This is a genomic window from Nibricoccus aquaticus (genome assembly GCF_002310495.1).
Classification (GTDB): Bacteria; Verrucomicrobiota; Verrucomicrobiia; order Opitutales; family Opitutaceae; genus Nibricoccus; species Nibricoccus aquaticus.
Map to the genome: position 1 here is coordinate 987,647 of NZ_CP023344.1, position 21,879 is coordinate 1,009,525.

20 protein-coding genes are annotated in these 21,879 nt (G+C 63.5%); 5 read left to right on the forward strand and 15 right to left on the reverse strand.

What is annotated here, in order from left to right; genetic code table 11:
* Positions 1 to 38: 38 nt before the first annotated feature.
* Positions 39 to 2,567 carry an ABC transporter permease gene (locus CMV30_RS04325; RefSeq protein ID WP_096054874.1) on the reverse strand — a complete coding sequence of 843 codons (2,529 nt, stop codon included), beginning with the start codon at positions 2,565 to 2,567 and terminating at the stop codon, positions 39 to 41.
* Positions 2,564 to 3,298 carry an ABC transporter ATP-binding protein gene (locus CMV30_RS04330; RefSeq protein ID WP_096054875.1) on the reverse strand — a complete coding sequence of 245 codons (735 nt, stop codon included), beginning with the start codon at positions 3,296 to 3,298 and terminating at the stop codon, positions 2,564 to 2,566. Before CMV30_RS04330 ends, CMV30_RS04325 begins: the two co-directional genes overlap by 4 nt.
* 35 nt (positions 3,299 to 3,333) lie before the next feature.
* On the opposite strand from CMV30_RS04330, the gene CMV30_RS04335 reads away from it, so the two are divergent.
* The 3 genes from CMV30_RS04335 to CMV30_RS04345 all read left to right on the forward strand — a co-directional run bounded on the left by CMV30_RS04335 (position 3,334) and on the right by CMV30_RS04345 (position 6,666).
* Entirely contained in the window at positions 3,334 to 4,038 is a 705-nt protein-coding gene (locus CMV30_RS04335; protein WP_096054876.1) for an arylesterase, read from the forward strand.
* 81 nt (positions 4,039 to 4,119) lie between these two features.
* On the forward strand, positions 4,120 to 6,216 hold the full coding sequence (locus CMV30_RS04340; RefSeq protein WP_096054877.1) for an autotransporter-associated beta strand repeat-containing protein: 2,097 nt from the start codon (positions 4,120 to 4,122) through the stop codon (positions 6,214 to 6,216).
* A 9-nt stretch (positions 6,217 to 6,225) separates the two neighbouring features.
* Entirely contained in the window at positions 6,226 to 6,666 is a 441-nt protein-coding gene (locus CMV30_RS04345) for a hypothetical protein (RefSeq protein WP_096054878.1), read from the forward strand.
* A 74-nt stretch (positions 6,667 to 6,740) separates the two neighbouring features.
* On the opposite strand, the gene CMV30_RS20035 is transcribed toward CMV30_RS04345, so the two are convergent.
* From CMV30_RS20035 to CMV30_RS04415, 13 genes are all read right to left on the reverse strand, one after another.
* Entirely contained in the window at positions 6,741 to 8,159 is a 1,419-nt protein-coding gene (locus CMV30_RS20035; RefSeq protein WP_217494455.1) for a YfbK domain-containing protein, read from the reverse strand.
* A gap of 44 nt (positions 8,160 to 8,203) precedes the next feature.
* Positions 8,204 to 8,728, reverse strand: coding sequence for an RNA polymerase sigma factor (locus CMV30_RS04355; RefSeq protein ID WP_096054879.1), 525 nt, complete (start codon positions 8,726 to 8,728; stop codon positions 8,204 to 8,206).
* A 354-nt stretch (positions 8,729 to 9,082) separates the two neighbouring features.
* Positions 9,083 to 9,901, reverse strand: a complete 819-nt coding sequence (locus CMV30_RS04360; protein ID WP_245844401.1) for an RDD family protein — start codon at positions 9,899 to 9,901, stop codon at positions 9,083 to 9,085.
* The gene (locus CMV30_RS04365; protein ID WP_096054880.1) at positions 9,898 to 10,908 is read right to left on the reverse strand and encodes a stage II sporulation protein M; all 1,011 of its coding nucleotides are present in this window, start codon (positions 10,906 to 10,908) and stop codon (positions 9,898 to 9,900) included. Before CMV30_RS04365 ends, CMV30_RS04360 begins: the two co-directional genes overlap by 4 nt.
* 16 nt (positions 10,909 to 10,924) lie before the next feature.
* Positions 10,925 to 12,259: a DUF58 domain-containing protein gene (locus tag CMV30_RS04370; RefSeq protein WP_096054881.1), complete on the reverse strand. Its 1,335-nt coding sequence runs from the start codon at positions 12,257 to 12,259 to the stop codon at positions 10,925 to 10,927.
* Complete coding sequence (locus CMV30_RS19285; RefSeq protein ID WP_138223123.1) at positions 12,256 to 12,900, reverse strand: hypothetical protein; 645 nt, start codon at positions 12,898 to 12,900, stop codon at positions 12,256 to 12,258. The genes CMV30_RS04370 and CMV30_RS19285 overlap by 4 nt, the downstream gene beginning before the upstream one ends.
* Positions 12,901 to 12,979: 79 nt before the next feature.
* Complete coding sequence (locus tag CMV30_RS04380) at positions 12,980 to 13,945, reverse strand: AAA family ATPase (RefSeq protein ID WP_096054883.1); 966 nt, start codon at positions 13,943 to 13,945, stop codon at positions 12,980 to 12,982.
* A 217-nt stretch (positions 13,946 to 14,162) separates the two neighbouring features.
* A complete protein-coding gene (locus CMV30_RS04385; RefSeq protein ID WP_245844402.1) occupies positions 14,163 to 15,401 on the reverse strand; it encodes a DUF4350 domain-containing protein in 1,239 nt (412 codons plus the stop codon).
* Positions 15,398 to 17,158, reverse strand: coding sequence for a hypothetical protein (locus CMV30_RS04390; protein WP_138223124.1), 1,761 nt, complete (start codon positions 17,156 to 17,158; stop codon positions 15,398 to 15,400). Before CMV30_RS04390 ends, CMV30_RS04385 begins: the two co-directional genes overlap by 4 nt.
* 4 nt (positions 17,159 to 17,162) lie before the next feature.
* Entirely contained in the window at positions 17,163 to 17,528 is a 366-nt protein-coding gene (locus CMV30_RS19290; RefSeq protein ID WP_138223125.1) for a rhomboid family protein, read from the reverse strand.
* A complete protein-coding gene (locus tag CMV30_RS19295; protein WP_138223126.1) occupies positions 17,525 to 18,091 on the reverse strand; it encodes a hypothetical protein in 567 nt (188 codons plus the stop codon). The genes CMV30_RS19290 and CMV30_RS19295 overlap by 4 nt, the downstream gene beginning before the upstream one ends.
* A 3-nt stretch (positions 18,092 to 18,094) precedes the next feature.
* Positions 18,095 to 18,667, reverse strand: a complete 573-nt coding sequence (locus CMV30_RS04410; RefSeq protein WP_096054888.1) for a hypothetical protein — start codon at positions 18,665 to 18,667, stop codon at positions 18,095 to 18,097.
* On the reverse strand, positions 18,664 to 19,494 hold the full coding sequence (locus CMV30_RS04415; protein WP_096054889.1) for an RDD family protein: 831 nt from the start codon (positions 19,492 to 19,494) through the stop codon (positions 18,664 to 18,666). Before CMV30_RS04415 ends, CMV30_RS04410 begins: the two co-directional genes overlap by 4 nt.
* A gap of 127 nt (positions 19,495 to 19,621) precedes the next feature.
* Here CMV30_RS04415 and CMV30_RS04420 point away from each other — a divergent pair, with 127 nt between their 5' ends.
* Together CMV30_RS04420 and CMV30_RS04425 are read left to right on the forward strand one after the other, a co-directional pair.
* Positions 19,622 to 21,244 carry a peptide ABC transporter substrate-binding protein gene (locus CMV30_RS04420; RefSeq protein ID WP_096054890.1) on the forward strand — a complete coding sequence of 541 codons (1,623 nt, stop codon included), beginning with the start codon at positions 19,622 to 19,624 and terminating at the stop codon, positions 21,242 to 21,244.
* A gap of 125 nt (positions 21,245 to 21,369) precedes the next feature.
* Positions 21,370 to 21,846 (forward strand): hypothetical protein, encoded by a 477-nt coding sequence (locus CMV30_RS04425; protein WP_096054891.1) that lies wholly within the window; start codon positions 21,370 to 21,372, stop codon positions 21,844 to 21,846.
* The last annotated feature ends 33 nt before the right edge of the window (positions 21,847 to 21,879 follow it).

Sequence of the window (21,879 nt, forward strand, 5' to 3'; positions counted from 1 at the left end):
GGCAAGACGCAAGGCAATCGTGGCCGCCCTGCGCCACATCACGCTTCCTCCCGCAACACCGCCAGCGGCGGATGCGTCGCGATCCCCCGATTCGCGATCCACCCCGTGATCAACGTCACCACCGTCACGCCCGCCACCGTCACCGCAAGATAACCAGCCGGCAGCACCACCGGCGCTTCAAAAACAAAAATCGCCAGTAACGCGCTCGCCCCAAACGCCAGCCCGCCCCCCGTCAGCGCCGCCAGCGCCCCGAGCACCGAATACTCGATCAGCTGTATCTTCGAAATCTGGCTCTGGCTCGCCCCCAGCGTCCGCAGCAGCACCGTTTCCCGGATACGCTGAAACCGTCCGGTCATCACCGCGCCCGCGAGCACGATGATCCCCGTCGCCACCGTGAAGAGCGCGATGAACTGCACCACCAACTCCACCTTCGAGAAAATCCCTTCGAGCGTTTGCAACAGCAGCGCCAGATCGATGGCCGACACATTGGGGAACTGCGTCACCACCGCCCGCTGCACCCGCGCCGACTCCTCCGGTGTCGCCGCCCGCGCCGCCGCCACGAAAAACTTCGGTGCCGCCTCCAAGGGACCTTCGGGAAACACCACGAAGAAGTTCGGCGACATCCGCTGCCAGTCCACCAGCCGCACGCTCGTCACCTTCGTCAGCATCGGCACGCCCTGCACATCCCACTCGATTTCGTCACCCAGCGACAGATGCATCTCCCGAGCGAGTTCCTCCGCGATCGAGATCGGGATCACCGCCGCATCCGCCGCCGCATGCCCGTCAAACGAACCCGCAGTCACCTTCTCCGTATCCGAAAGCTCGCCACGGAACGTCGAACGATACTCCCGCCGCAACCGCCAGCCTGGAATGTCGCTTCCTTGGTCTTTCAAAATCTCCTCCACTGCCCGCCCCTTGAGCGCACGCAACCGCATCGTCACGATCGGCGCCTGCGCCCGCACGGGCACATTTTCCTTCGCGAGCGTTTCGTTCAACGGCCCGATCTGGTCGTCCTGAATATCGAAGAACAACAGATTCGGCCGCTCCCCACCCGCTGTCCCGCGCACCTGCGCCACCACCGTCTCCCGCGTCAGCACGAGCGCCAGCAACAGGAAAGTCCCGAGCCCGAGCGACACCAATAACAACACCGTCCGATTATTCGGCCGGTGCAAATTCGCCACACCCTGCCGCCACACGTACGGCAGCCCTTTCGGCAAAAACCGCCGCGCGCCCCACGCGATCCCTTTCGCCAGCAACGCCAGCACGCCGATGCTCACCAGCAGCGCCGCCGCGAAACCCAGTCCGCGCGTCACGCTATGCGTCTGAACGATTGCAAACCCCGTCACCGCCGCGCCGATCAACGCATAAACCGCCACGCGCCACGGATCGCGCCAGCCCGCCTGCTCCACAAACGCCGCGCGCAACGCCACCAGCGGCGACACCTGCCGCACCGCCAGCAACGGCAGCAGTGTGAACAACCCGCACACCGCCAGCCCCGCGATCAACCCGCGCAACACCGCCGGCCACGAAATGAAAAACTCCACATCCACTGGCAGCATCCCCTTCACGAATACCGGCAGCACCAGCTGCACCGCGATGCCCCCAGCCACGCCAAGCAACGCCCCGAAAAGCCCCAGCGCCAGCCCCTGCACCAGATAAACCGCAAAGGTCTGCCGTCCGCTCGCACCGAGACACCGCAGCACCGCCACCGTCGCGATTTTCTGCCGGATATAAACATGCACCGCCCCACCCACACCGATCGCGCCGAGAAACAACGCCACAAACCCCACCATGCTCAGAAACGCGTCCACATTCCGCAGCGCTCTCCCGAGATCCCGCTTCCGCTCCTCGACCGTGTCGAAGCCCAGTCGCAATTCACGAAACCGCCCGCGCAAATCGCGCACCAGCTGCTCCGTGTCGAACTCCGGCGCGAATTTGAAATACGTCTTGTACCGCACCAGCGCCCCCGGCCCCAGCAACCCCGTGCCGTCGAGTTGCGCGCGCGGGATGTACACGCGCGGCGACAACATCGCCACCGCCGGTGAATCGCCCGGGATTTTTTTGAGCGCCCCCGCGATGCGAAACCTCTTCTGCCCCAGCTTCACCGAGTCGCCGACCTTCGCGCCATACTGCGCGAGCAGCGTTTCCTCCAAAACCGCGACGGCTCCGCCCGAGCGCAATTCCTCGGGTGCATTTTCCGGAGCGGTCAAAAACTCCCCATAAAACGGATACGCACCCTCGACCGCCCGCAGCGAAATCAACCGCGTCTGCCCGCCGCTGTCCGGGAAAACCACCATCGAGGCAAACGTCACTTCGTGCGCCTGCTCACCGCCCAGCCCATCGAGAAACGCCCGCGCCTCATCCGCAATCGCCGTCCGCGAGTCCACCGCGAGATCTGCACCCAGCAGCGCCTTCGCCTGCGTGTCGATCGCCCGCCGCAGATTATCCGTAAACGACCCGATCGCCACGAGCGCCGCGATCCCGAGCACGATCGAAAGCGAAAATAACGCCAGCCGCCGCCGCGCCGCCCGCGAATCCCGCCAGGCCATCTTCAAAATGAAACTCATACGCCCGCCTCGCCGCTGATGACTCCCTGCGCGCCCGCCACAACCGGCTTAGTCTCATCACTGATCACCCGCCCCGACTTCAACCGGATCACCCGCTGACATTTTCCCGCCAGCTCCAGATCGTGCGTCACCAACACCAGAGTCGTCCCTCGTTCGCGATTCAGCCCGAAGATCAGCTCCACCATCGCCGCCGACGTCGCGCCATCCAGGTTTCCCGTCGGCTCATCGCAGAACAAAATCTTCGGCTGATTGATAAACGCCCGCGCCAGCGCCACGCGCTGCTGCTCGCCACCGGAAAGCTGAATCGGAAAATGATCCTCACGATCCTTCAATCCCACCCGCCCCAACAACTCCCGCGCTTCCGCCTCCTTCCCGCGTTCCCCGCGCAGCTCCAGTGGCACGAGCACATTCTCTAAAGCCGTCAGCGTCGGGATCAGTTGGAAGTTCTGAAACACAAACCCCACGTGCTCGTTCCGCACCTTCGCGCGCGCGTCTTCACTGAGCCCGCCAATATCCACGTCCGCCAGCGCCACGCTTCCACCGCCGGGCCGGTCCAGCCCCGCGCACAATCCGAGCAGCGTCGTCTTCCCACTGCCGGATGGTCCCACGATCGCCAAGCTCGCCCCCGCATCGATCGAGAAACTCACTTCATGCAAAACCGTCAGCGCGCCATGGGCGGTCGGATACGTTTGGGTCAGTCGCTGGACATTCAACATTGCTTGAGCACACATGCGGGAGTGCCGGAAGAAAGCAGCCGGCCTGCCTTATGCAAACGACGACCTCATTCCACGCGCGCATCTTGTTTCCACTCCTCACCGCCGCGCTGATCATCATTTCGCCCTTTCTCCCCGCCGCCAATTCCGCGAATCCCTCGACACCCGCCACACCCGCGTCGCCGCCCGCCGCCGTCAAAACTATCCTCTTCTTCGGCGACAGCCTCACCGCCGGCTACGGTCTCGACGACCCCGCCCTCGCTTTCCCCGGCCGCATCCAGGAAAAAATCACCGCCGAAAAACTCCCCTGGCGCGTCATCAACGCCGGCCTCTCCGGCGAAACCACCGCCGGCGGTCTCCGTCGCCTCGACTGGATCATGCGCCAGCCCGTCCACATCTTCGTCCTAGAACTCGGTGGCAACGACGGTCTCCGAGGCCTCTCCCCCGAAGTCGCCCGCACCAATCTCCAAGGCATCATCGACAAGGTCCGCGCCAGAAATCCCGCCACCCGCATCGTCATCGCCGGCATGGAAATGCCCACTAGCATGGGCACCGACTACACCACCGCCTTCCGCGCCATTTATGCCGAGCTCGCCAGGAAAAACGACGCCCTCCTCATCCCCTTCCTCCTCGAAGGCGTCGGCGGCGACCCCAAGCTCAACCTCCCCGACGGCGTCCACCCCACCGCCGAAGGCCACATCATCGTCGCCGAAACCGTCTGGAAAACCCTTCGCCCCCTCCTGTCTCCTTCCCCGTAAAACTCCTCTCAAACCCCGGACTAAATACGGATGGCGGCTTGCAAGTGCAAATAACTGGGGCTAACACCCCAACCGTTCCCGATGCGTCGCCCGTTCCCACTTCTCTTCGCCTCCTTGGTATCTCTGGCGTCCATCGCCTCAGCCGCCACGTTCACTTGGACCGGCGCTGGCGGTAACGATCACTACGATAACCCCGCCAATTGGTCCGGCGGCATCGTCCCGACTAACGACGGCACCGCCACCGTCCTCTTCGGCGATCAAGGCGCCGGCCCCGTCCAGCTCCCGCTCTTCGGCCTCCTCAATCTCGCCAGTATCCAGTTTCAAACGTCCGCCAGCTACGCCTTCTCCGGCCTCGCCTTGGTCAACGTCAACAACGGCCTCGACGCCTCCGCCACCAGCGGCGTCCGCTTTTCCTCCGGCATCGTCGTCACCCTCTCCGGCGAAACCCAAAACGTCCGCGTTGCCTCCGGCTCCGTCGAGATCGCCGGCGCAGTCCTCGGCGGCGCCAGCCTCACCAAAACCGGCTCCGGCAATCTCGTCCTATCCGGCCTCAATCTCTACAGCGGCGGCACTCAGGTAAACAGCGGCAGTCTCACCTTCACCTCGCTCGCCTCCGTCCCCAACGCCGGCCGCATCGCCTCGTCCACCGGCGCCTACGTCGGCATCACCTTCAACCAGTCCGTCCAATCCGGCTTCCTCAACCAGATCGACGCCTCCGCCTTCCGCGGCTCCATCGGCCTCGACACCGCCGCCGGACAATCCTCCCCCACACTCTATAACGAGCAGCTCGACCTCACCGGCTTCAACAACCTCGCCGGCCTCGGCTCCCAGACCTCCGCCATCGTCTCCGGCAAAATCCTCATCGACGCCGGCACCGACTACCGCTTCAGCGGCGGCAACGGCACACTCTACGTCGCCAGCGAACTCTCCTCCACCCACAGCGGCATCGATCTCCGCTCCGACTACGGCTCCCCGCTCACCGTCGTCCTCCGCGGCAGCAATAGCTTCAACGGGCAGGTCAACATCCTCCACTCCGTCCTCGTCCTCGATAATATCAAATCCCTCTACGGCACCCAGCGGCTTAACCTCAACGGCCCCGCCTACGCCGGCTACACCGAGAATTTCAACGTCTCCGCCTCCAGCTTCCTCAGCCGCATCAACACCATCGGCAGCTCCCAAGCCATCGTCGGCATCGACTCCGCGAATACCGCCGCCCCCCGCACCGTCTCCGACGCCATCGACCTCTCGATGGGCGGCACCCGCACCGATTCCTATTACTTGGGCACGAGCAGCCGCGTCACCCTCACCGGCGACATCACGCCCACCACGGGCGACGACCTTTACCTCACCGCCGTCAAAGGCGGCCACCTCACCGTCGCCTCCACCCTCGGCAATAAAATCCCCGGCGTCGTCATCGGCCAGACCAACTCTTTCGACCCCCAAGGCGGCACCGTCGAACTCAAGGGCAACAACACTTACGCCAACGGCACCCAGGTGCTCGGCGGCACCCTCCTCGCCGGCAGTAACAACGCCCTCGGCCTCGGCGGCGTCTCCGTCAACGACCGTGCCACCCTCAGCATCGCGCAGCCCGTCCTCATCTCCAACCAGCTCACCCTCTCCAGCGGCTCCACCCTCTCCGGCTACGGCACCCTCGGCGCAGTCGGCGGCACGTACATCGGCAGCGGCGTCCGCCTCTCTCCCGGCAGCGCCACCCACATCGGCACGCTTTCTTTCAACAACGGCCTCACCCTCGGCCCCGGTTCCAGCCTCACCTTCAATCTCCTCAGCCCCACCGGCTCCGCAGGCACCGGCTGGGATCTCATCAACGTCATCGGCAGCCCGCTCAACCTCACAGCCACCACCAGCAGCCCTTTCACGATCGACCTCGTGACCCTCAGCGCCAACGGCACCGCCGGACAACTAGCCACTTTCGATCCCACGCAAGGCTACAGCTGGACCTTCGCCACCTCCGACAAAATCAACGGCTCCTCGTCCGACACCTTTGCGATCAACGCGTCAGGCTTCCTCAACAACACCGCCGGCGGTTCGTTCTTCGTGACCCAGACCAACACCGGCCTCGCGATCAATTTCACCCCCGTCCCCGAGCCCTCGACTTACGTCCTGATGGCCCTCGGCCTCGGCCTCGTCGCGATCTTCGAATACCGCCGCCGCAAGTAAATCGGTCCTATGCAAATCTCGTCCGAATCCAATTCGCGCCTGCCTGCCGTCTCATCGTCTTATCCAGCGACAAACAAAACCGCCTCCTCATCGGGTGCCCAACCCTCAGGCAATTCTCTTGAAGCAGCCGGCGTAAAATCGGCGGACTTCACCCAGATGACGCGCAAGGAGCTTTTCGACTGGATGAATACCCAGATCACCAGCGGTAAAATGTCGCTGGATGAAAGTACGCCTTTCCTGGGCATGACCCTCAAGATGTCGGTGTCCACCGGACAACCTGTCGATATGGAGACCGATACCGATCCGATTAACTTCATCGCAAAAACGCGTGAAGGCATCGAGGGCGCTCTAGTTCGCGGCGACGGCGCTGAAGTCAATCGCTTGAAAAGCGCGATCGAACTCATGCAGCGCTTTCAAGGCACTGCCTTCGGAATCGACGCCCGTGCCTGACAAAATCTCTGCCACGCCTGGCAGAGATCGTTCGGCACTCACCTTCAAAGCTGCGCGTCAGCTGTCGCGCCCGCTCACTCCGCCGACAACGTCCGCGCCTTCTTCACCAGTTCGATAAACTCCCCGCGCTTCCCATCCGCATCCTCGCCCTTGCCCGCCTCCGCCCAGCTGATCACGCGATCGTAATCCGACGCCACCGTGTGCGATGACTCGCGCAGCATCATCCCCAGGCTCGCGACCGCCGCCGCGAACTTGAAATCTTTGCTCGCCGCCTCAAACGCCGCGCCCGTGTCGATCACCGGAATCTCCATCTTCCGGCTCACATCGACCAGCGGCTCCGTGAACCGGATCTTCAACGTCAACAACTCCTCCTGCGGCTCACGCAGCGACGACGCTTCCTTCGGCGCCGCCTCCACTCCGCCGCCCGCCACATCCACCGGCACGATCTCGTAAAGCGCCGTCACCGTATGTCCGGCGCCGATCTCGCCCGCATCGCCCCTGTCGTTGCCGGCAGCTTCCGTGCTCTCCGGCCGGTTCTCGTACCCAATAAGCCGGTACGCCTGCGCCACCGCCGGGTTGAACTCCACTTCCAGCGCCATGTCTTTCGCGATCGTCACCGCCGCGCCGCCCGGCTGGCCCTCGCCCGCAGCCTCACGCCCCTTCACCCCGATGCGCACCAGCCGGTGCGCCGGATTCCACGGCGCCGTCGCGATCTCCATCGAAGCCGCAAAAGGCTCCCCCTCGCCCTTCGCCGGTGCCGCATAGCGATAGTTGAAATAGTTCACCATCTCCTCCACCCGCACCGCATCGCGCGGCGGCAGCCGCCCATCGTCGAGATAACGCCGCACCTTCGCGTAGCCTTCCGTGTCCACATCCGCCGCGAAGCTCGACAGCGGCGCGCTCTGCACCCGCGCGAAATCCCCCGCCACCGCCCCGCCCGCGTTCTCGCCGCCCGCCGACGCCCCGTCGCTCGCGCCCATCTCACGCGCGCCGGCCGACGGCAGCCGTGCCGCCTCCTCCGCATCCTTCACCAAAAAAAAGCCCGCCCCCGACTCCACCGGCACCCCGTCGCCGCCCTCGCTCGCCAGCGTTTCCGCCATCACCCGCTTCGCACGCTCTTCCGCCACGTCATGCACCGCCACATTCGTCCGCGAACTCTCGCGCAGCGCCAGCACCACCGCGAAACACGCCGCAGCCAGAGTCCCCACCCACACATAAGGAAACCGCACGATTTTCCTCCGATAAGGATCATCGTTCTTCCCCTCCTTCTTCTGCACCGCTCCAACCGGCTCCGCCAACGCCTCCGCCTCCAGCGCGCCTTCGAGCTGAGCCGCCAGCGCACGGATCTCCTCAACCGCTGCCCGCGCCGCTGCATCATGTTTCAACAACGCCTCCACCTCGGCGCGCTCCGCCCCGCTCAACTCGCCCAGCGCATACGCGGTGAGCCGGTGATCGTCGGGTGAAAAAATCGTCGTCTGCTGATGCTCGTTCATAGCTGTGTCCTCGTGTTTGTCCCGTGTCGTTCGTCTCTCGTCCCTCAAGGCCGTTGCGCTGCGAACTCCGCGCGCAACCGCAGCACCGCGTTGTGAATCAGCACACCCACATGGCTCACCGAGAGTGCCGTGATGCCGCTGATTTCTTTATAGCTGAATCCATTTTGAAACTTCAGCCGGATCACCTCCTGCTGATTCGCCGGCAGCCGCCCGATCAAATTGAGCAACGCCTCCTGCGTCTCCGCCCTCTCCAGCGTCCGCCCCGGCCGTGGATCGTTCGCCGTCACGCGCTCCGCCTGCCCTTCCTCGAAGCGTTTCATCCGCCCCTCCTTCCGCAACACATCGAGCGCGCGATGCCTGCAAACCGTGAACAGCCACTCCGCCACATGCCCGTCCACTTCCTCCGGCGTTTGCGCCATGAGTTTGACGAACGTGTCCTGCACGATGTCGCGCGCCCGGTCGTGATCGCCGACGAGGCGCGTGGCGTAGCGCGTGAGCGGAGCCTGAAACTCCGCGACCGCCGTCTGCACAAAATCTCCAGCGTGTTCATGAGAAGATTCCCGGTTCATGGGGTCGTGAATGGAAGGGACCTAGGCTGAAAACGCATCGCGCGGAGATTTCTTAAAACAATCTGGAAAAAACGCCCCCAAGCCCCCGAACGCGAGCCCGCAGGTGCCCCCATCTTTCTCCCTCCTCCCCTCGTTCCCGCCCGCCAAAAATCCCCTCCCCATTCGCGTCCATTGGCGTCCATTCGCGGTTAAAAACTCTCACCACTCCTCTGTATTCTCCGGCTATCAGTGTTCATCAATGCCCATCAGTGGTTAAAAAACTCCGTCATCCTCATCGTCCTCACCCTCATCGCCGTCATAGTCCGCTCACCCATCCGTCTTCTCCCCAACCCGCTACTCACTACTCCCTGCCCGCTACTTCCGCTCCAGATAAAGCACCTCGACCACATTTCGCACAAACTGCTCATCCGACACTCCCTCCGCCGCCTCCGGCGGCATCGGCGTGATCCCACGGAAATGCTCCGCCAGCTCTGCGAATAACTTTACCCGCGCCGCATCCTCGAATGTGTCCCGACGCGCCAGCGCCTGCCACGCCGCCCTCGCCTCGCCGGGCGTCACTGACTGCCGCAACCGCGCCACTACGGGTAGATGCCCCCGCAACGAATTATACTTCCCCGTCTGCAACGTGCTCAAATCTGGCGTCGCTTCCACCGGCTCCCACACCACGAGCGTCCCGGCCGCCAGATCCCCCAGCCGCTGCGCCTTCCGGCTGAACAACGCCGCCAGCCCGCCCACCAGATACGCGAACGGTAATCCGTCCACCGCCCTCAGCAGATTCCTCAGCGCGATCTGCGCAAACGTCAGCCGCAGTCCCCGCTCATCCACTACACGCAGCCGCATCACTTTCTTCCCGATCGTCTGCCCGCGCCACAACCACTCCGCCGCGATCCGATACCCCTGCGACAACAAAAAATAACTGATCGCCATCACCATCCCCGCGATGTCCCGGCTCACGATGCTCAGCAGCCCGATGATCGTCGCCAGGATCATCCACGCCGCTGTCACCGTCATCCAGTCCACCATCAGCGCCGCCAGCCGCAGCACCGGACTCGCCAGCCGGTACGAAAACGCCACGCCCTCCGGCGTCCTCACATGAAACCGATGCGTCCGCTCCGCGCCCTTGGCCGCAGCCATCGCGTTACCCATCCCTGCATTCTTCGCCATCGCACTCATGCGCGCGCCTCCGTCGTTTCCGTCTTCCGCCCCGCCCGCCTGAGATACCACAGCAACCCCGCGCCCTCGATCACGCCGAACGCGATCTTCACCCAGTAAGGAATCACCGGCTCGTGATACTGCGACAAAAACGCCTCCACGATCCCCGCCCACACCAGCATCACCGCCGCGCCGAAACAAAGCGTCACCACGTCCGGCATCACCGCGCGCAGCCGCCCCGCCATCCGCAGATTTTGCCCGCGCCCAAGCAACGCCCCCGCCAGCACAAACCCCGCCTGCCCGCCCACCAGGATCGCCGGGATCTCGATGATTCCATGCGGCAGCAACCACCCGAGGAGAAAAACGATTTCCCCCGCCAGCACATAGTCCACCGCCACCGCGCCGAGGATCACGCCATTGTAGAAAATAATCACGAGCGTCCCCACGCCCCAGCTCATCCCGAGCGACGCCGCCGTCAGCGTCACCTTCGTGTTATGCGTCATCAACTCACCCGAGAAACTCGCCTTGCGCCCATCGAGCTGCCCCGCATCCGCCGCCTCTTCTTTCGCGACGCGCTCGCTCGGATCGCCGAGCAAATGCCCGAACGGCATGATCACTTCCTTCGCCTCTTGATCGAACGCCACCGCCAGCCCGCCAAAAATCACGCCGATCATCGTCACCATCAGCGAAAACGTAAACGCCTTCGCCCGCCGCCGAAAGGTCTGCGGCAACGTCTGCGCCAGCCACGTCCACGGCCGAAACCGCGTGCTCTCACTCTTCCCGCCGTGAACTTCCGCGTACCCACGCGCCACCAATCCCTCCAGATAATGCCGTGCCTCCGGCTCCGCCGAAAACGTCGCCAGCCGCGCCAGATCGGCCGACGCCCGCTGATAAAGCCGCTCCAGCTCCCGCGCCTCTTCGAGCGTGAGCGCGTACCAATGATCCGCCGCGAGCTTGTTGAGGATCGCTTCCAGCTTCTCCCACTGTACCCGCTCTTCCGTGACAAACTTTTCGAGATTAACGATCATGATTTGTCCGTGCTCCTCACAACGACTGCCTTTGTTTCACCCGCAGATACTGCGTCACCAGATTCGCCGCCATCGTTTCATCCTCGAGCAACGTCGCCGTCACCCCGAGCGGTTTCAATTTCTTCGCCAGCACCTGCGCCTCCGCCCAGCGCGCATGCCCCGCCAGCTTCGTCGGAATCTCACCCGTCTCCGCGATCTCGCCGCCCGAAAAAACCGGCGCCACCCCCGGCGCGCGCAGCTGATTCACCATTACGAGATGCTGTCGCGCGAGCAGCTCAGCATGCTTCGCAAAATCCTCCGCCAGCACCGGATCGCTCAGATCCGTCAAGAAAAACATCAACACGCGCCGCCGCAGTTGCGACCGCAGATGCCGCACGATCTCCGCCATATCCGGTGTCGCCTCGCTCGGTTGCATCGCATGGATCGCCTCGCGACACGCCGCATAATGACCATCGCCACTGCCCGCGCGCACCGACACACGCACCCGGTCATCATAGACGATCAGCCCGAACCGGTCGCCCTGCCGCTCCGCCGCGAGCAGCAACACCAGCGCCGCAGTCAGATAACGCTCCAGCGCCGTCTGCGTGACGCCCTCATGCGTCACCGGCCGCGCGCTGAGCCGCGACGCATCGATCACCACATAAATTTCCTGCGTCCGCTCCGCCTGAAAAATCTTCGTGATCGGCCGCCCGCGCTTCGCCGTCGCCTTCCAGTGAATCTCATCGAACCCATCGCCCGGCAGATAATCGCGCAGCTTCTCAAAATCCCGCCCGCGCCCCACCGTCCGCTGCAACTTCGAGCCCAGCGCCCCGCGCGACAGAAACAACGCCGCCAGCTGCTTCCGCTCCGTGAACAAATTCGGATACACCCGCAGCTCGCAGCTCAACGCCTTGCGCACGCGAATCCGCCAGAACCCAAAACGCGACCCACTCTCCGCACACGCCAGCACTTCGGTAAACCGCCCACGACGCTTCGGCGTGCAGACCCAATCCACACGCGCATGCTTCACCCCCGCCGGCAGATCGATCCACGTCTCCTCGCGTTCGCTCGAAAAAATCGCCGGCAACCCCAGCGCAAACCGCAACCGCCGCGCCTCGCCCGTCGGATTCTGAAACACGAGCGAGATCACCCCCGCCCGATCCTTCGCAAACCGCGACACCGCCGGGACCGATACCTCCGGCGGCAGCGCCCGCTTCACGCTCAACCCAAGATCCGTCAGCGCAAACAACGCCACACCCAGCAACGCCAGCACCCACAACGGCGTCAGCTCCGGCAACGGCCCCGCGATCGCCGCGAGTACCGCGACGCCCGCCACCGCCCAAAGAAGTCGAGTCGCCGGAACGGGAATCATGGAAATACCTCCGAGGTCGAACGCGCACTCCGAGCGCGTTTCCGATTTCCGTGTAGGGCCTCAGCTCGCCTGAGGCCTCCGAGGTAGGACGCGTTATCCTCAACGCGCCGAAGCGACGTCGCTCGCCCACTCCCCACATTTTGCGAACCATCGCCTGCGCGAATTTTCTCACAAAGCGCCAAGTATCTCAGATACCAGTCCTCCGGAACCTCATAGCTACCGCGAATGGCTTCATCCTGCGCCTCAATGAGCTGGAATTTTGTCTTATGCTTCCAATGCAAAACGAACAAACGGGTGTCGCCTCGATAGGCGATTAACCAAGGCGGTCCCACTGCCAGCATGGCGGGCGTGTACGAAGAAGTAACTTCGCGCTCCTGCATGAGCGCTTTGAACTTATCAATCGTTTCGCGACGCCTTACCTCGATTCGGAAATGGGAAGTTACATCGGGATCAACTTGATTTCGCTTTACGTAAAACACGTCGACTCGATCAACCAAATCCACTGCTCGACGAAACGCCCGCAAATCAGGTTTCGGCTCCTCATAATCTGAAAAATCAGGAGGGGGTGGCGGCGGAAGAATCCTTGATTCACAGCCGTGCAGAAAGACCACAAGAACGCCGATTCCACAGAGTTTCGTCATTCCCCCGAATGTTTTCATCACTGATTCTCTATTCGCGTTCATTGGCGTCCATTCGCGGTTAAAAAAATCATCACGCCCCTCACCGCGGCACCGCCACCTGCTCCAGAATCTTCGCGAGCACTTCCTCCACCGTGAGACCTTCGATTTCAAATTCCGGACGCAGCACGAGACGATGCGACAGCACCGGACCCGCCAGGCTCTTCACATCATCCGGCGTCACGAAATCCCGTCCCGCCAGCGCCGCCTTCGCGCGGCTGCCCAGCAGCAACGCCTGCGTCGCACGCGGCCCCGCGCCGATCTGCACACTCTCGTGCGAACGCGTCGCCCGCACCAGATCGACGACGTACGCCACCAATTCCTCGCGCAGCGTCACCTGATCGAGGATCGCACGCACCGCCGCGAGCTCGCCCGGCCCGAGCACTTGCTTCACCGCGCCCGCCGCCAGCACCGCTTCCGGCGCATCGATGCCCAGCACGCGCTTCGCGAGCGTCAGCTCTTCGTCGCGCGCGGGCACGTCCATCCTGATCTTCACCATGAACCGATCCTTCTGCGCCTCGGGCAGCGGATACGTCCCTTCCGAGTCCGCCGGATTCTGCGTGGCGAACACCGTGAAGTTCGCGTCCAGCACATGCGTGTCGCGGTCGATGCTCACCACGCGCTCCTGCATCGCCTGCAGCAACGCCGCCTGCGTCTTCGCCGGCGCGCGGTTGATTTCATCCGCGAGGAGAAACGTCGTGAACACCGGCCCGCGGATCAGCGTGAACGCATTCGTCTGCAGGTTAAAAACATTCGTGCCCGTGATGTCCGCCGGCATCAGGTCGGGCGTGAATTGCACGCGCCCCGTCGGTACGCCGAGCACATGTCCGAGCGTGCGCACGAGCAGCGTCTTCGCCACACCCGGGACGCCTTCAATCAACGCGTGATTGCGCGTCAGCAGCGTGACGAGCGCCAGCTCCACGACCGCATCCTGACCGATCACCACCTTCGCCACTTCCGCGCGAGCCGCAGAAATCGTGACAGCAAACTTTTCGAGCATTGGGTTCATAAGATAAAAATTCTATCGGACGACAACGGGGCAATAATCCGCAAAAAATTTCGGCTCTTCGCTACCTTCTGTTCAAATCCGAACCGGATCGGGATTGATCGGTAATTCGCGTCCATGGGCGTCCATTCGCGGTTAAAAAACCTCTCCCCACTCTTCGGTAATTTCCGGTCATCAGTGTTCATCAGTGCCCATCAGTGGTTAAAAAATTCCGTCGTCCTCAGCGCCGCTTCAGCGCGCGCACGATCGCATTATAGGTTTCCGCCGGCGATGCCTTCCCGCTTTGCGCCGCCACCGCCGCTCGCACTTTTTCCACATCGCCCGCACGCGACGTCCGCGTCCACTCCGCCACGCACGTCTCGACCAGCTTCCCCGGCGGCAGCGCCCGCCGCAGCAAGGCCTCCAATCCCGCCGAGGGATGATACGTCAGCGCCGTCTCCGCCGTCTCCGGCGCAGGCGGCACGAACAACGTCATCCGCTGCCACACGAAAAGCGCCGTCAGCAGCAGCAGTACGAAGAACGCCCCCGCCAGCCCGTAACGCCGCGCCAGTTTCGCGATGCCCACATCCTCCTCCACGCCGAGATGGCTCTCGTTGAAAACCACCCGCGTATTCCCGCCCACCAGCCACGCGAGCAGCGACGTCTCGCGCGACTTTTGCATCGCCTCATTACTCAGGAAAAACGTGTCCGTCGCCACCACGACTGTCCCGCGTCCGAGCGTCATCTCCATCAACACCGGCGAATTCCCGCGCGTGTACAGCACGCGCCAGTCGGAGCCCTGCGTGAGGTGAAAATACAGATCGCTCTTCCACGGCACCTGCGCCGCCAGCGTCTCCGGCGCGCCCGCCTTCCGCAACGCCCCCGCCTCGCGATCCATGATCCAGCGCGTGCGCAGTTCGAGGCCCCACCGCTTCGACCAATCCACCAACTCCGTCCGGTGAACCGGCTTCTCCGCCTCGTCATTGCGCGGCGATTGGCGCTCCTCCTTCGACGACTTCTTCTCTTCCTGGTCTTTCTTTTCGTCGGCCTTTTTCTCACCCGTCTTCTTGTCCGTCTCTTTCCCTTTCACAAACGGCTCGACCACATCCGCCGTCGTCAGGCGCTCCGCCTTGAAAACGATCACCGCCCGCGAGCCCGCGCGCACCGCCGCATCGAGCACATTGGCCTCCTCCATAGAAAACGCCTCCCATGGATTCCGCTCCATGCCCGCAAACACGAGTGTGCGCGCCGGCGTCTCCGCAATTTTTTTCATCGGCTGCACCGACCGCTCCACGCGCAACCCCGGCAGCTCTTGCAACGCTTCGAAAATCGCCCGCGTCCCCAGCGGATCCGCGCGCAACGTCGAGTACGCCGGAAACAGATCGCCCTGCCCCAGCCGCAGTTTGAACAGCCAGCCGAGCCCGCCCGCAAAAACCACGGCGATCAGCAGCAGCGCGATCCATGAGTAGCGTCTGTTCATAGTCGCTCTCCCCGCGCGCCCGCCAGCGTTGCTTCTTCTGCCACACGTTCCAGTTCTTCCAACCACGCACGCACGACCGCCTCGTTCGCAACGTCACGTCCGTACCACACCGATTCGAAATTCAACCGGTGCGCCAGAAACCGCACCGTCACTTCCGGCTGCAACACCGCGCGTCTCCGCAGCTCCCGTTCGTAATCCAGATTCGTCTTAAACTTCGCGAGCGTGATGAGCCCGTCCGCCGCGTGCTTCGCCAGTGTAGCCAGATACAAGGCACGCAACGCCAGCCGCCACTCGCCTTTCGCGATCTGCTCTTTCGCCAGCGCCAGCCAGCCATCCGACGGCATCTGCGCCGCATGCGTCGCTTCATCGCGCAGATCCGGCTGCGCGAGCGTGATCGCCCGTCCGATGAGCGCCGGCGCCGTGTTCCGCCGCGCGCTCCGCACCATCATCACGATCACCACGATGATGCCGATCACCAGCGCTCCGATCAGCAGATAGAGAAAAATCCGCAGCGTCCCCATATCGGCCCCGCCGCCGCCACGCTTCACCGGCGTCTCCGCCACATCCTTCTTATCCCCACCAAACAAATCCTTCAGCCACGCCTCGAAATCCTGCCATGTCCGCTGAAGCGAGCGCACCATCTCTTCGATCATCTGCACACCTTCCTTGAGGAATTTCTTCACCGGCCCGGCTTCTTCCGTCCCCGCCTTCTTCTCTCCCGGCTGCGGCCTCAACTGCCACTGAAAATCCCGCCGCTTCAGCACATCGTCCAGCGCCCGGTCGAGCGCCACCGGATCGACCGCCGTCGCTTTCTCCCCACGCCCCGTTTGCTCCACTAACGTCGCCGTCGTCGTTCCCGCCTGCGCCCGCGCCGCATCCGGCGCACCCGTGAAAATCATCAGCGCAATCACCACGTTCACCACCCCAGTCACGCTCGTCCGCCCGCGAGCCTTCATCCCGCGCCCCGTTGCCCGCAACTCCGCCCGCAAATCCTCGCCCGATTTCTGCGCCCGCCCGTGGAAAACCCGCAGCACATAAAACGCTTTCACCAGCGGATCGACCGCCAGCCACGCCAGCGCCCCGATCGACGCCAGAAACGTCGTGTTCCAAAAAGCCCACCCGCTCAGCCCGAAAACGTTATCCAGCCCGAGCAACGTGTTCGCCAGCCACGGCACGAGGTAAAACGCCGACGCGCAGTTGATCCACACCGCGAACGCCACCAGCGAAAGAAACAACAGCGCCAGGTGATTCTGCATCGGCCACCGCCGTGAGAGTTCCCGCGCCTCCTTCGCTAGCTCCGGCCCCGCCGCGATCACCGTCGCGTGCTGGAAATAGCCATACACCCAGGCAAACGGGATCGTCACCACCGCCGCCACCGGCACCAGCAACGCTCCCCACGTCTGCACGTTGGTCTGCGCCACCGCGAGTTCCCACGCCCGCCGCCGCGTCCACACCGGCGGCGCCTCGCCCATCCGCTGCGCCAGCAGCCGCGCGCAAAATTCCGCCTGAGCCACTTTCAGCACCACAAACAATCCCACCAACCCGAGCGACGACCACGCGAGCTGCGCGCCGCTCGGCGCGAACCAGGTCGTGTGAGCCCAGAAAAACAAAAACCCCAGCGCCCACGCGCCCGCCCCGAAATAGTACACCGCCAGCGTCCCCGCCGGCGCGCACCTCAGCAGATGCACCGCCTCCTCGATGAGCTCCATCGCCGTGGGCTCCCCTGTCTTCGCGCGGTTGCTTCGTTTCGCAGTCATCGGATCAGTCCATCCCTATCCGTTTCCAGACCGTGCCTTCGTGTAACTCCGGCGGCATGCTCAACAGCAGCGAGCCCACCGCATAAAAAATCACCCACAAGACCAGCACCGCCGCCACCAGCGTCACCCCGCGCCGCAGTCCTGCAAAGCTCCGCTTCGACTTCACCGGCTCCGCCGCCCGCGCCGCCTTCGTCAGACAGCTCGCGCACACCAGCCGCCCCGCGTGATCGACCACACACTCGCGGCAATAAAATCCTCCACACGTCGAGCACCGCGCCACCGCCTCGCGCTCCGTATGCCGCACGCAACGCCTCGCGCGCAACGGCGCCGCCGCGCCCGGTAGATGAGGAATGGGCGACGCCGGGTTCACGACACAGTGGGCGGCGCTTCCGGCGCCGGCGTTGTCTGTTCAGGCACCGGTGCCTCCACCGCAGTCGTCGCTGCCTCCACAGCTTTCGCTACAGGCATCGTCAACGAACGCTGCGCGCTTTCGATCAGCGGCTGGATGCGCCCCAGCACACGGTTCGCTTTCCGCCTCCGCGCCAGTGCCCCGAGATGCAGCGTCTGCACTTTCGTCACCAAATAAACACGACACGAGGGACCGAGCGCGTTGTTCCAGATCAGAAAAACCGTCGCGATGAACAAAAACACCAGCGACACGCCCGGCATCTCTGCATCGACGACCGACGATAAAACCGGAATCCCCGCGATCACCGCCCACAGAATCCAGATCAGATTCCAGTACGCGCGCCGGCTGGAGCTCATCACGAAAAACCCCTGGATATCCGAAAACTGAAACCGTTGATAACTCTCCGTGTACCCGCTCGAATCCACCTGCATCAGGTGATCCTCCGCGAGCCACAGGCTTTTATACGTCCCGAAATTCAGCGGCGAACGCGTCAGCCGCGTGTAGAGTTTAGGTGTTTTCGCCATGCCTCATTTCTCCAGCAGCAACGTGACTCCCAGAAATACCCACCCGCCGATCTGCAGCAGCGCGACGACCCCCGCCACCACCAGCTTCCACCGCCCCGGCCGCACCAGACTCCGCGGTTTCCTCCAACCCGTGATCGCGAGATAGAGCGCGATCGGCGCCGTCACCAGAGTGAAAAACCAGACCAGCATCGGCAGCAACGCCAGCGCCAGCGCCGCCCCGCCCGGCAGATACCGCGAAGCCACCAACCGCGCATCGTCCTTCTTCGAGTTCGCGATGCAGTTCGGGCAAAGCGTCTTCCCGGTAAAGGGCACCGCGCACACCGCGCACAAAAAGCGCCCGCACCCGTCGCACACTTTCTCCGCCTGATTATCTGCGTGAAAAAAACACGTCGAGTCCTCCGCGACCACCACGGCCTGCGGCTTCACCGTCTCCTTCGTCGCTACCAGCGCCGGAAACGGGAAGAACTCAAAATCCACCCGGCACTTCAGGCAGCGGCAGCTGTTGGCGTCGATCCAGTCGAGCGCTTCATACGATCGCTTGCACGAGGGACAGGGTAACGCCGGACCGCGCGTCATTGGCGGGTTTTGATCACGCGCGTGTCGCAGATGATGTCATGCAGCGACTTCTTCTCCCGGTCGAACCCCGCCATGATGTAGCCGATCAACAGCGTCATGCTGCTGATCATCTCCGCGAAATAGCGCCCGATGATCCGCCCCGTCGTCAGGTCCGCCCCATCCGAGCGCACCAGCTTGAGCCCCAGCGCGATCTTCCCCGGCGTCGCCTGATACCGGCGGATGAAATACACGCAGTACGCGATCGCGATTCCGAAGCCCACCACCATGGAAACACCTTGAAAGAGAAAATACCGCGCGAGTCCTCCCGAGGCCTGCATATCGAGCTGATAAGTGAAGTAATTCGGCGTCCCCAGAATCAGCGCCGACAAAAGCATCTGCGCCGGAATGCTCACCACACCGGTGATGATCCCATCCAGAAACTTCGCCCAAAACCGCCGCCAAAATCCGCCATAACCATAAGGCCCCGGCACCGGGCCATCGCCCGCCGGTGCCATACCTTGCTGGATACGCTGGAAAAACTCATCGCGATGCTGCGCGCTGACCCACCGGCCCTCGTATTGAATCATCTCGCGCTTTGGGAAGCTCTTCCCGCTCACCACGCAAACCGCCGTGTCATCATTCGACGCGCCGGTTCCCGGCACCGAGCCCGATACTCCACCCGCCGGTACAAGCACCGCCTTCACCTGAGAGTACGGCTTCCAATCACCCATGCCTTCCTTCCAGACCAAAGTCTGCTCATTGATAACGCCGGTGCTAACCAGCTTCTCAAATTCAATCTGCGCGATGGGCCCCTGCCGCTGCCCGTTGATGGCGTAATACCAGTTCATGAGTGAGGTTGCTCGGCGCTTGGGAATGCCGCGCACCCGCTGAGAATCAATTTCATTCCTCGACGCGCTCACAGTTTTCCTCCCCACCCTTTACTCCACGCCCGCTCCGCGCATCTTCCCGCTCTACATGCGCCACCTCACCGCCGCCCTCGCCTGCGTCGTCGCAGCCCTTTCCGCTTCATTTTCCCCGGCCGCCTTCGCCCAACGCGAGACCGCCGTCGAAGCCGGTCTCCGCACACAGACACTCCACCTCGGCAACGGCGCCGAACCCGCGGATCTCGATCCCCAGATCTCCACCGTTTACACCGACTACAACATCCTCCTCTCCCTCTTCGAAGGTCTCACCGTCATCGACGAGGCCACCTCCCAAGCCCTCCCCGGCGCCGCCGAGCGCTGGGATATTTCCCCCGACGGCCTCACCTACACGTTTCATCTCCGCGCCAACGGCCGCTGGTCCAACGGCGACCCCGTCACCGCCCAGGAGTTCGTCACCTCCTTCCAGCGCATCCTCTCTCCCGCGCTCGGTGCCGAGTACGCCTACATGCTCCACGCGGTGAAAAACGCCGAGGCCTTCAGCACCGCGAAGATCACCGACTTCTCCCAAGTCGGCTTCCGGGCCATCGACGCACGCACGCTCGAAATCTCCCTCGAACGCCCCACGCCCTACCTCCTCACCCTCGTCGCGCATCAGGCCTGGTTCCCCATCCACCCGCCCACCATTCTGAAATTCGGCAAACTCGACCAGCGCGGCACCCGCTGGACCCAGCCCGGCAACCTCGTCGGCAACGGCGCCTACACGCTCAAGGTCTGGCAGCCTAACGCCCGCATCATCGTCGAGAAAAGCGACACGTATTGGGACGCCCCCGACACCAAACTCCGCTCCATCGTTTTCTACCCCAACGAAAACATCGCCACCGACGAGCGAAACTTCCGCTCCGGCCAGCTCCACATCACCTACGACATCCTCCCCGAAAAAATCCCCGGCTACCGCAAACAATCCCCCAGCCCTCTCCGCGTAGATCCCCTCCTCGAAACCCTCTACATCCGCTTCAACACCACCAAGCCGCCCTTCGATAACAAAAAAGTCCGCCAGGCCCTCGCCCGCGCCCTCGACCGCGAGATCATCTGCCGCGTCCTCCTCAGCGGTAGCCGCGAGCCCGCCCATTTCTTCACGCCGCCCAACACCGCCGGCTACACCGCGACCGCCCGCGTCCCCTCCGACTTCGAGGCCGCCCGCAAACTCCTCGCCGAGGCCGGCTACCCCGGCGGCAAAGGATTTCCCACCGTCGAACTCCAGATGAATACCGACGGCATCAACAAAAAGATCTTCGAAGCCGTGCAGGAAATGTGGCGCCGCGAACTCGGCATCACCGTCCGCCTCACCAGCCAGGATTTCCGCGTGTACCTCGATGCCCAGCGCACCCTCTCGTATCAGATTTCCCGCTCCCGCTGGGTTGGCGACTACAACGACCCCAATACCTACCTCGACATGTTCGTCACCGGAGGCGCCAACAACCAGACTGGCTGGAGCAACGCCGAGTACGACCGCCTCATCGCCGAAGCCGGCCGCACCCTCGATCAAGCCGCCCGCTTCGATCTGTTCCAAAAAGCCGAGGCCATCCTCCTCGACGAAGCCCCCATCGCGCCGCTCCTCTTCGGCACCCGCACCTACCTGATCCACCCTTCCGTCAAAGGCTGGGTTCCCTCCCTACTCGGCATCCATCGCTACCAAAACATCTCCCTAGAATAACCAGCGACATCCGCCACTGGTCACTGGTCATTGGCCCCATAAATCCCTTTCATCCCAGCCCCCCGCTGGCACACAACCTGCAAACTTCAACCCGCTCTCCGGTCCTCCGGCGATCAACCCTGTCCATGCGCTTCGCCCTCTCCCTGCTGCTCCTTTTTTCCGCCGCCCGCCTCGCCGCCGCCGACCTCACCGCCGTCCGCGTCTGGCCCGGCTACCGCACCGCTGAATCCTTTGAACGCATCTCCGAGTTCTTCGACGGCAAGGAAAACACCAGCGGCCAGACCCACATCCGCTCCCAGCCTGCCACGCGCGAAGGCTTCTATTTTCTCACCCGTATCAAAAACCCGGGCACGCCCCTCGCCGATGTCCGCGTCGAGCTTTCCGTGATCACCTCGGCCTCCGCCGACCCGAAAACCTTCACCGCCTTCCCCGCCACGACTGTTCCCTCCGGCAGCCACGTCTTCCAGATCGGCCTCACCGGCGCCGACTGGTCCGACGCGACCGCCAATCCCGTCGCCTGGCAGCTCCGCCTCCTCACCGCCGAAGGCCAGGAACTCCTCCGCACTCAAAGCTTCCTCTGGTCCCAGCCCGCGAAGAACTAATCGTTTTCGTCCGCCCCTCCACTCTCTCAACTC

Bases quoted from the DNA above. Each gene is read 5' to 3' on its own strand.
- CMV30_RS04325 (WP_096054874.1), bottom strand. From the start codon at position 2,567: ATGAGTTTCATTTTGAAGATGGCCTGGCGGGATTCGCGGGCGGCGCGG.
- CMV30_RS04330 (WP_096054875.1), bottom strand. From the start codon at position 3,298: ATGTGTGCTCAAGCAATGTTGAATGTCCAGCGACTGACCCAAACGTAT.
- CMV30_RS04335 (WP_096054876.1), top strand. From the start codon at position 3,334: ATGCAAACGACGACCTCATTCCACGCGCGCATCTTGTTTCCACTCCTC.
- CMV30_RS04340 (WP_096054877.1), top strand. From the start codon at position 4,120: ATGCGTCGCCCGTTCCCACTTCTCTTCGCCTCCTTGGTATCTCTGGCG.
- CMV30_RS04345 (WP_096054878.1), top strand. From the start codon at position 6,226: ATGCAAATCTCGTCCGAATCCAATTCGCGCCTGCCTGCCGTCTCATCG.
- CMV30_RS20035 (WP_217494455.1), bottom strand. From the start codon at position 8,159: ATGAACGAGCATCAGCAGACGACGATTTTTTCACCCGACGATCACCGG.
- CMV30_RS04355 (WP_096054879.1), bottom strand. From the start codon at position 8,728: ATGAACCGGGAATCTTCTCATGAACACGCTGGAGATTTTGTGCAGACG.
- CMV30_RS04360 (WP_245844401.1), bottom strand. From the start codon at position 9,901: ATGAGTGCGATGGCGAAGAATGCAGGGATGGGTAACGCGATGGCTGCG.
- CMV30_RS04365 (WP_096054880.1), bottom strand. From the start codon at position 10,908: ATGATCGTTAATCTCGAAAAGTTTGTCACGGAAGAGCGGGTACAGTGG.
- CMV30_RS04370 (WP_096054881.1), bottom strand. From the start codon at position 12,259: ATGATTCCCGTTCCGGCGACTCGACTTCTTTGGGCGGTGGCGGGCGTC.
- CMV30_RS19285 (WP_138223123.1), bottom strand. From the start codon at position 12,900: ATGACGAAACTCTGTGGAATCGGCGTTCTTGTGGTCTTTCTGCACGGC.
- CMV30_RS04380 (WP_096054883.1), bottom strand. From the start codon at position 13,945: ATGAACCCAATGCTCGAAAAGTTTGCTGTCACGATTTCTGCGGCTCGC.
- CMV30_RS04385 (WP_245844402.1), bottom strand. From the start codon at position 15,401: ATGAACAGACGCTACTCATGGATCGCGCTGCTGCTGATCGCCGTGGTT.
- CMV30_RS04390 (WP_138223124.1), bottom strand. From the start codon at position 17,158: ATGACTGCGAAACGAAGCAACCGCGCGAAGACAGGGGAGCCCACGGCG.
- CMV30_RS19295 (WP_138223126.1), bottom strand. From the start codon at position 18,091: ATGGCGAAAACACCTAAACTCTACACGCGGCTGACGCGTTCGCCGCTG.
- CMV30_RS04410 (WP_096054888.1), bottom strand. From the start codon at position 18,667: ATGACGCGCGGTCCGGCGTTACCCTGTCCCTCGTGCAAGCGATCGTAT.
- CMV30_RS04415 (WP_096054889.1), bottom strand. From the start codon at position 19,494: ATGAACTGGTATTACGCCATCAACGGGCAGCGGCAGGGGCCCATCGCG.
- CMV30_RS04420 (WP_096054890.1), top strand. From the start codon at position 19,622: ATGCGCCACCTCACCGCCGCCCTCGCCTGCGTCGTCGCAGCCCTTTCC.
- CMV30_RS04425 (WP_096054891.1), top strand. From the start codon at position 21,370: ATGCGCTTCGCCCTCTCCCTGCTGCTCCTTTTTTCCGCCGCCCGCCTC.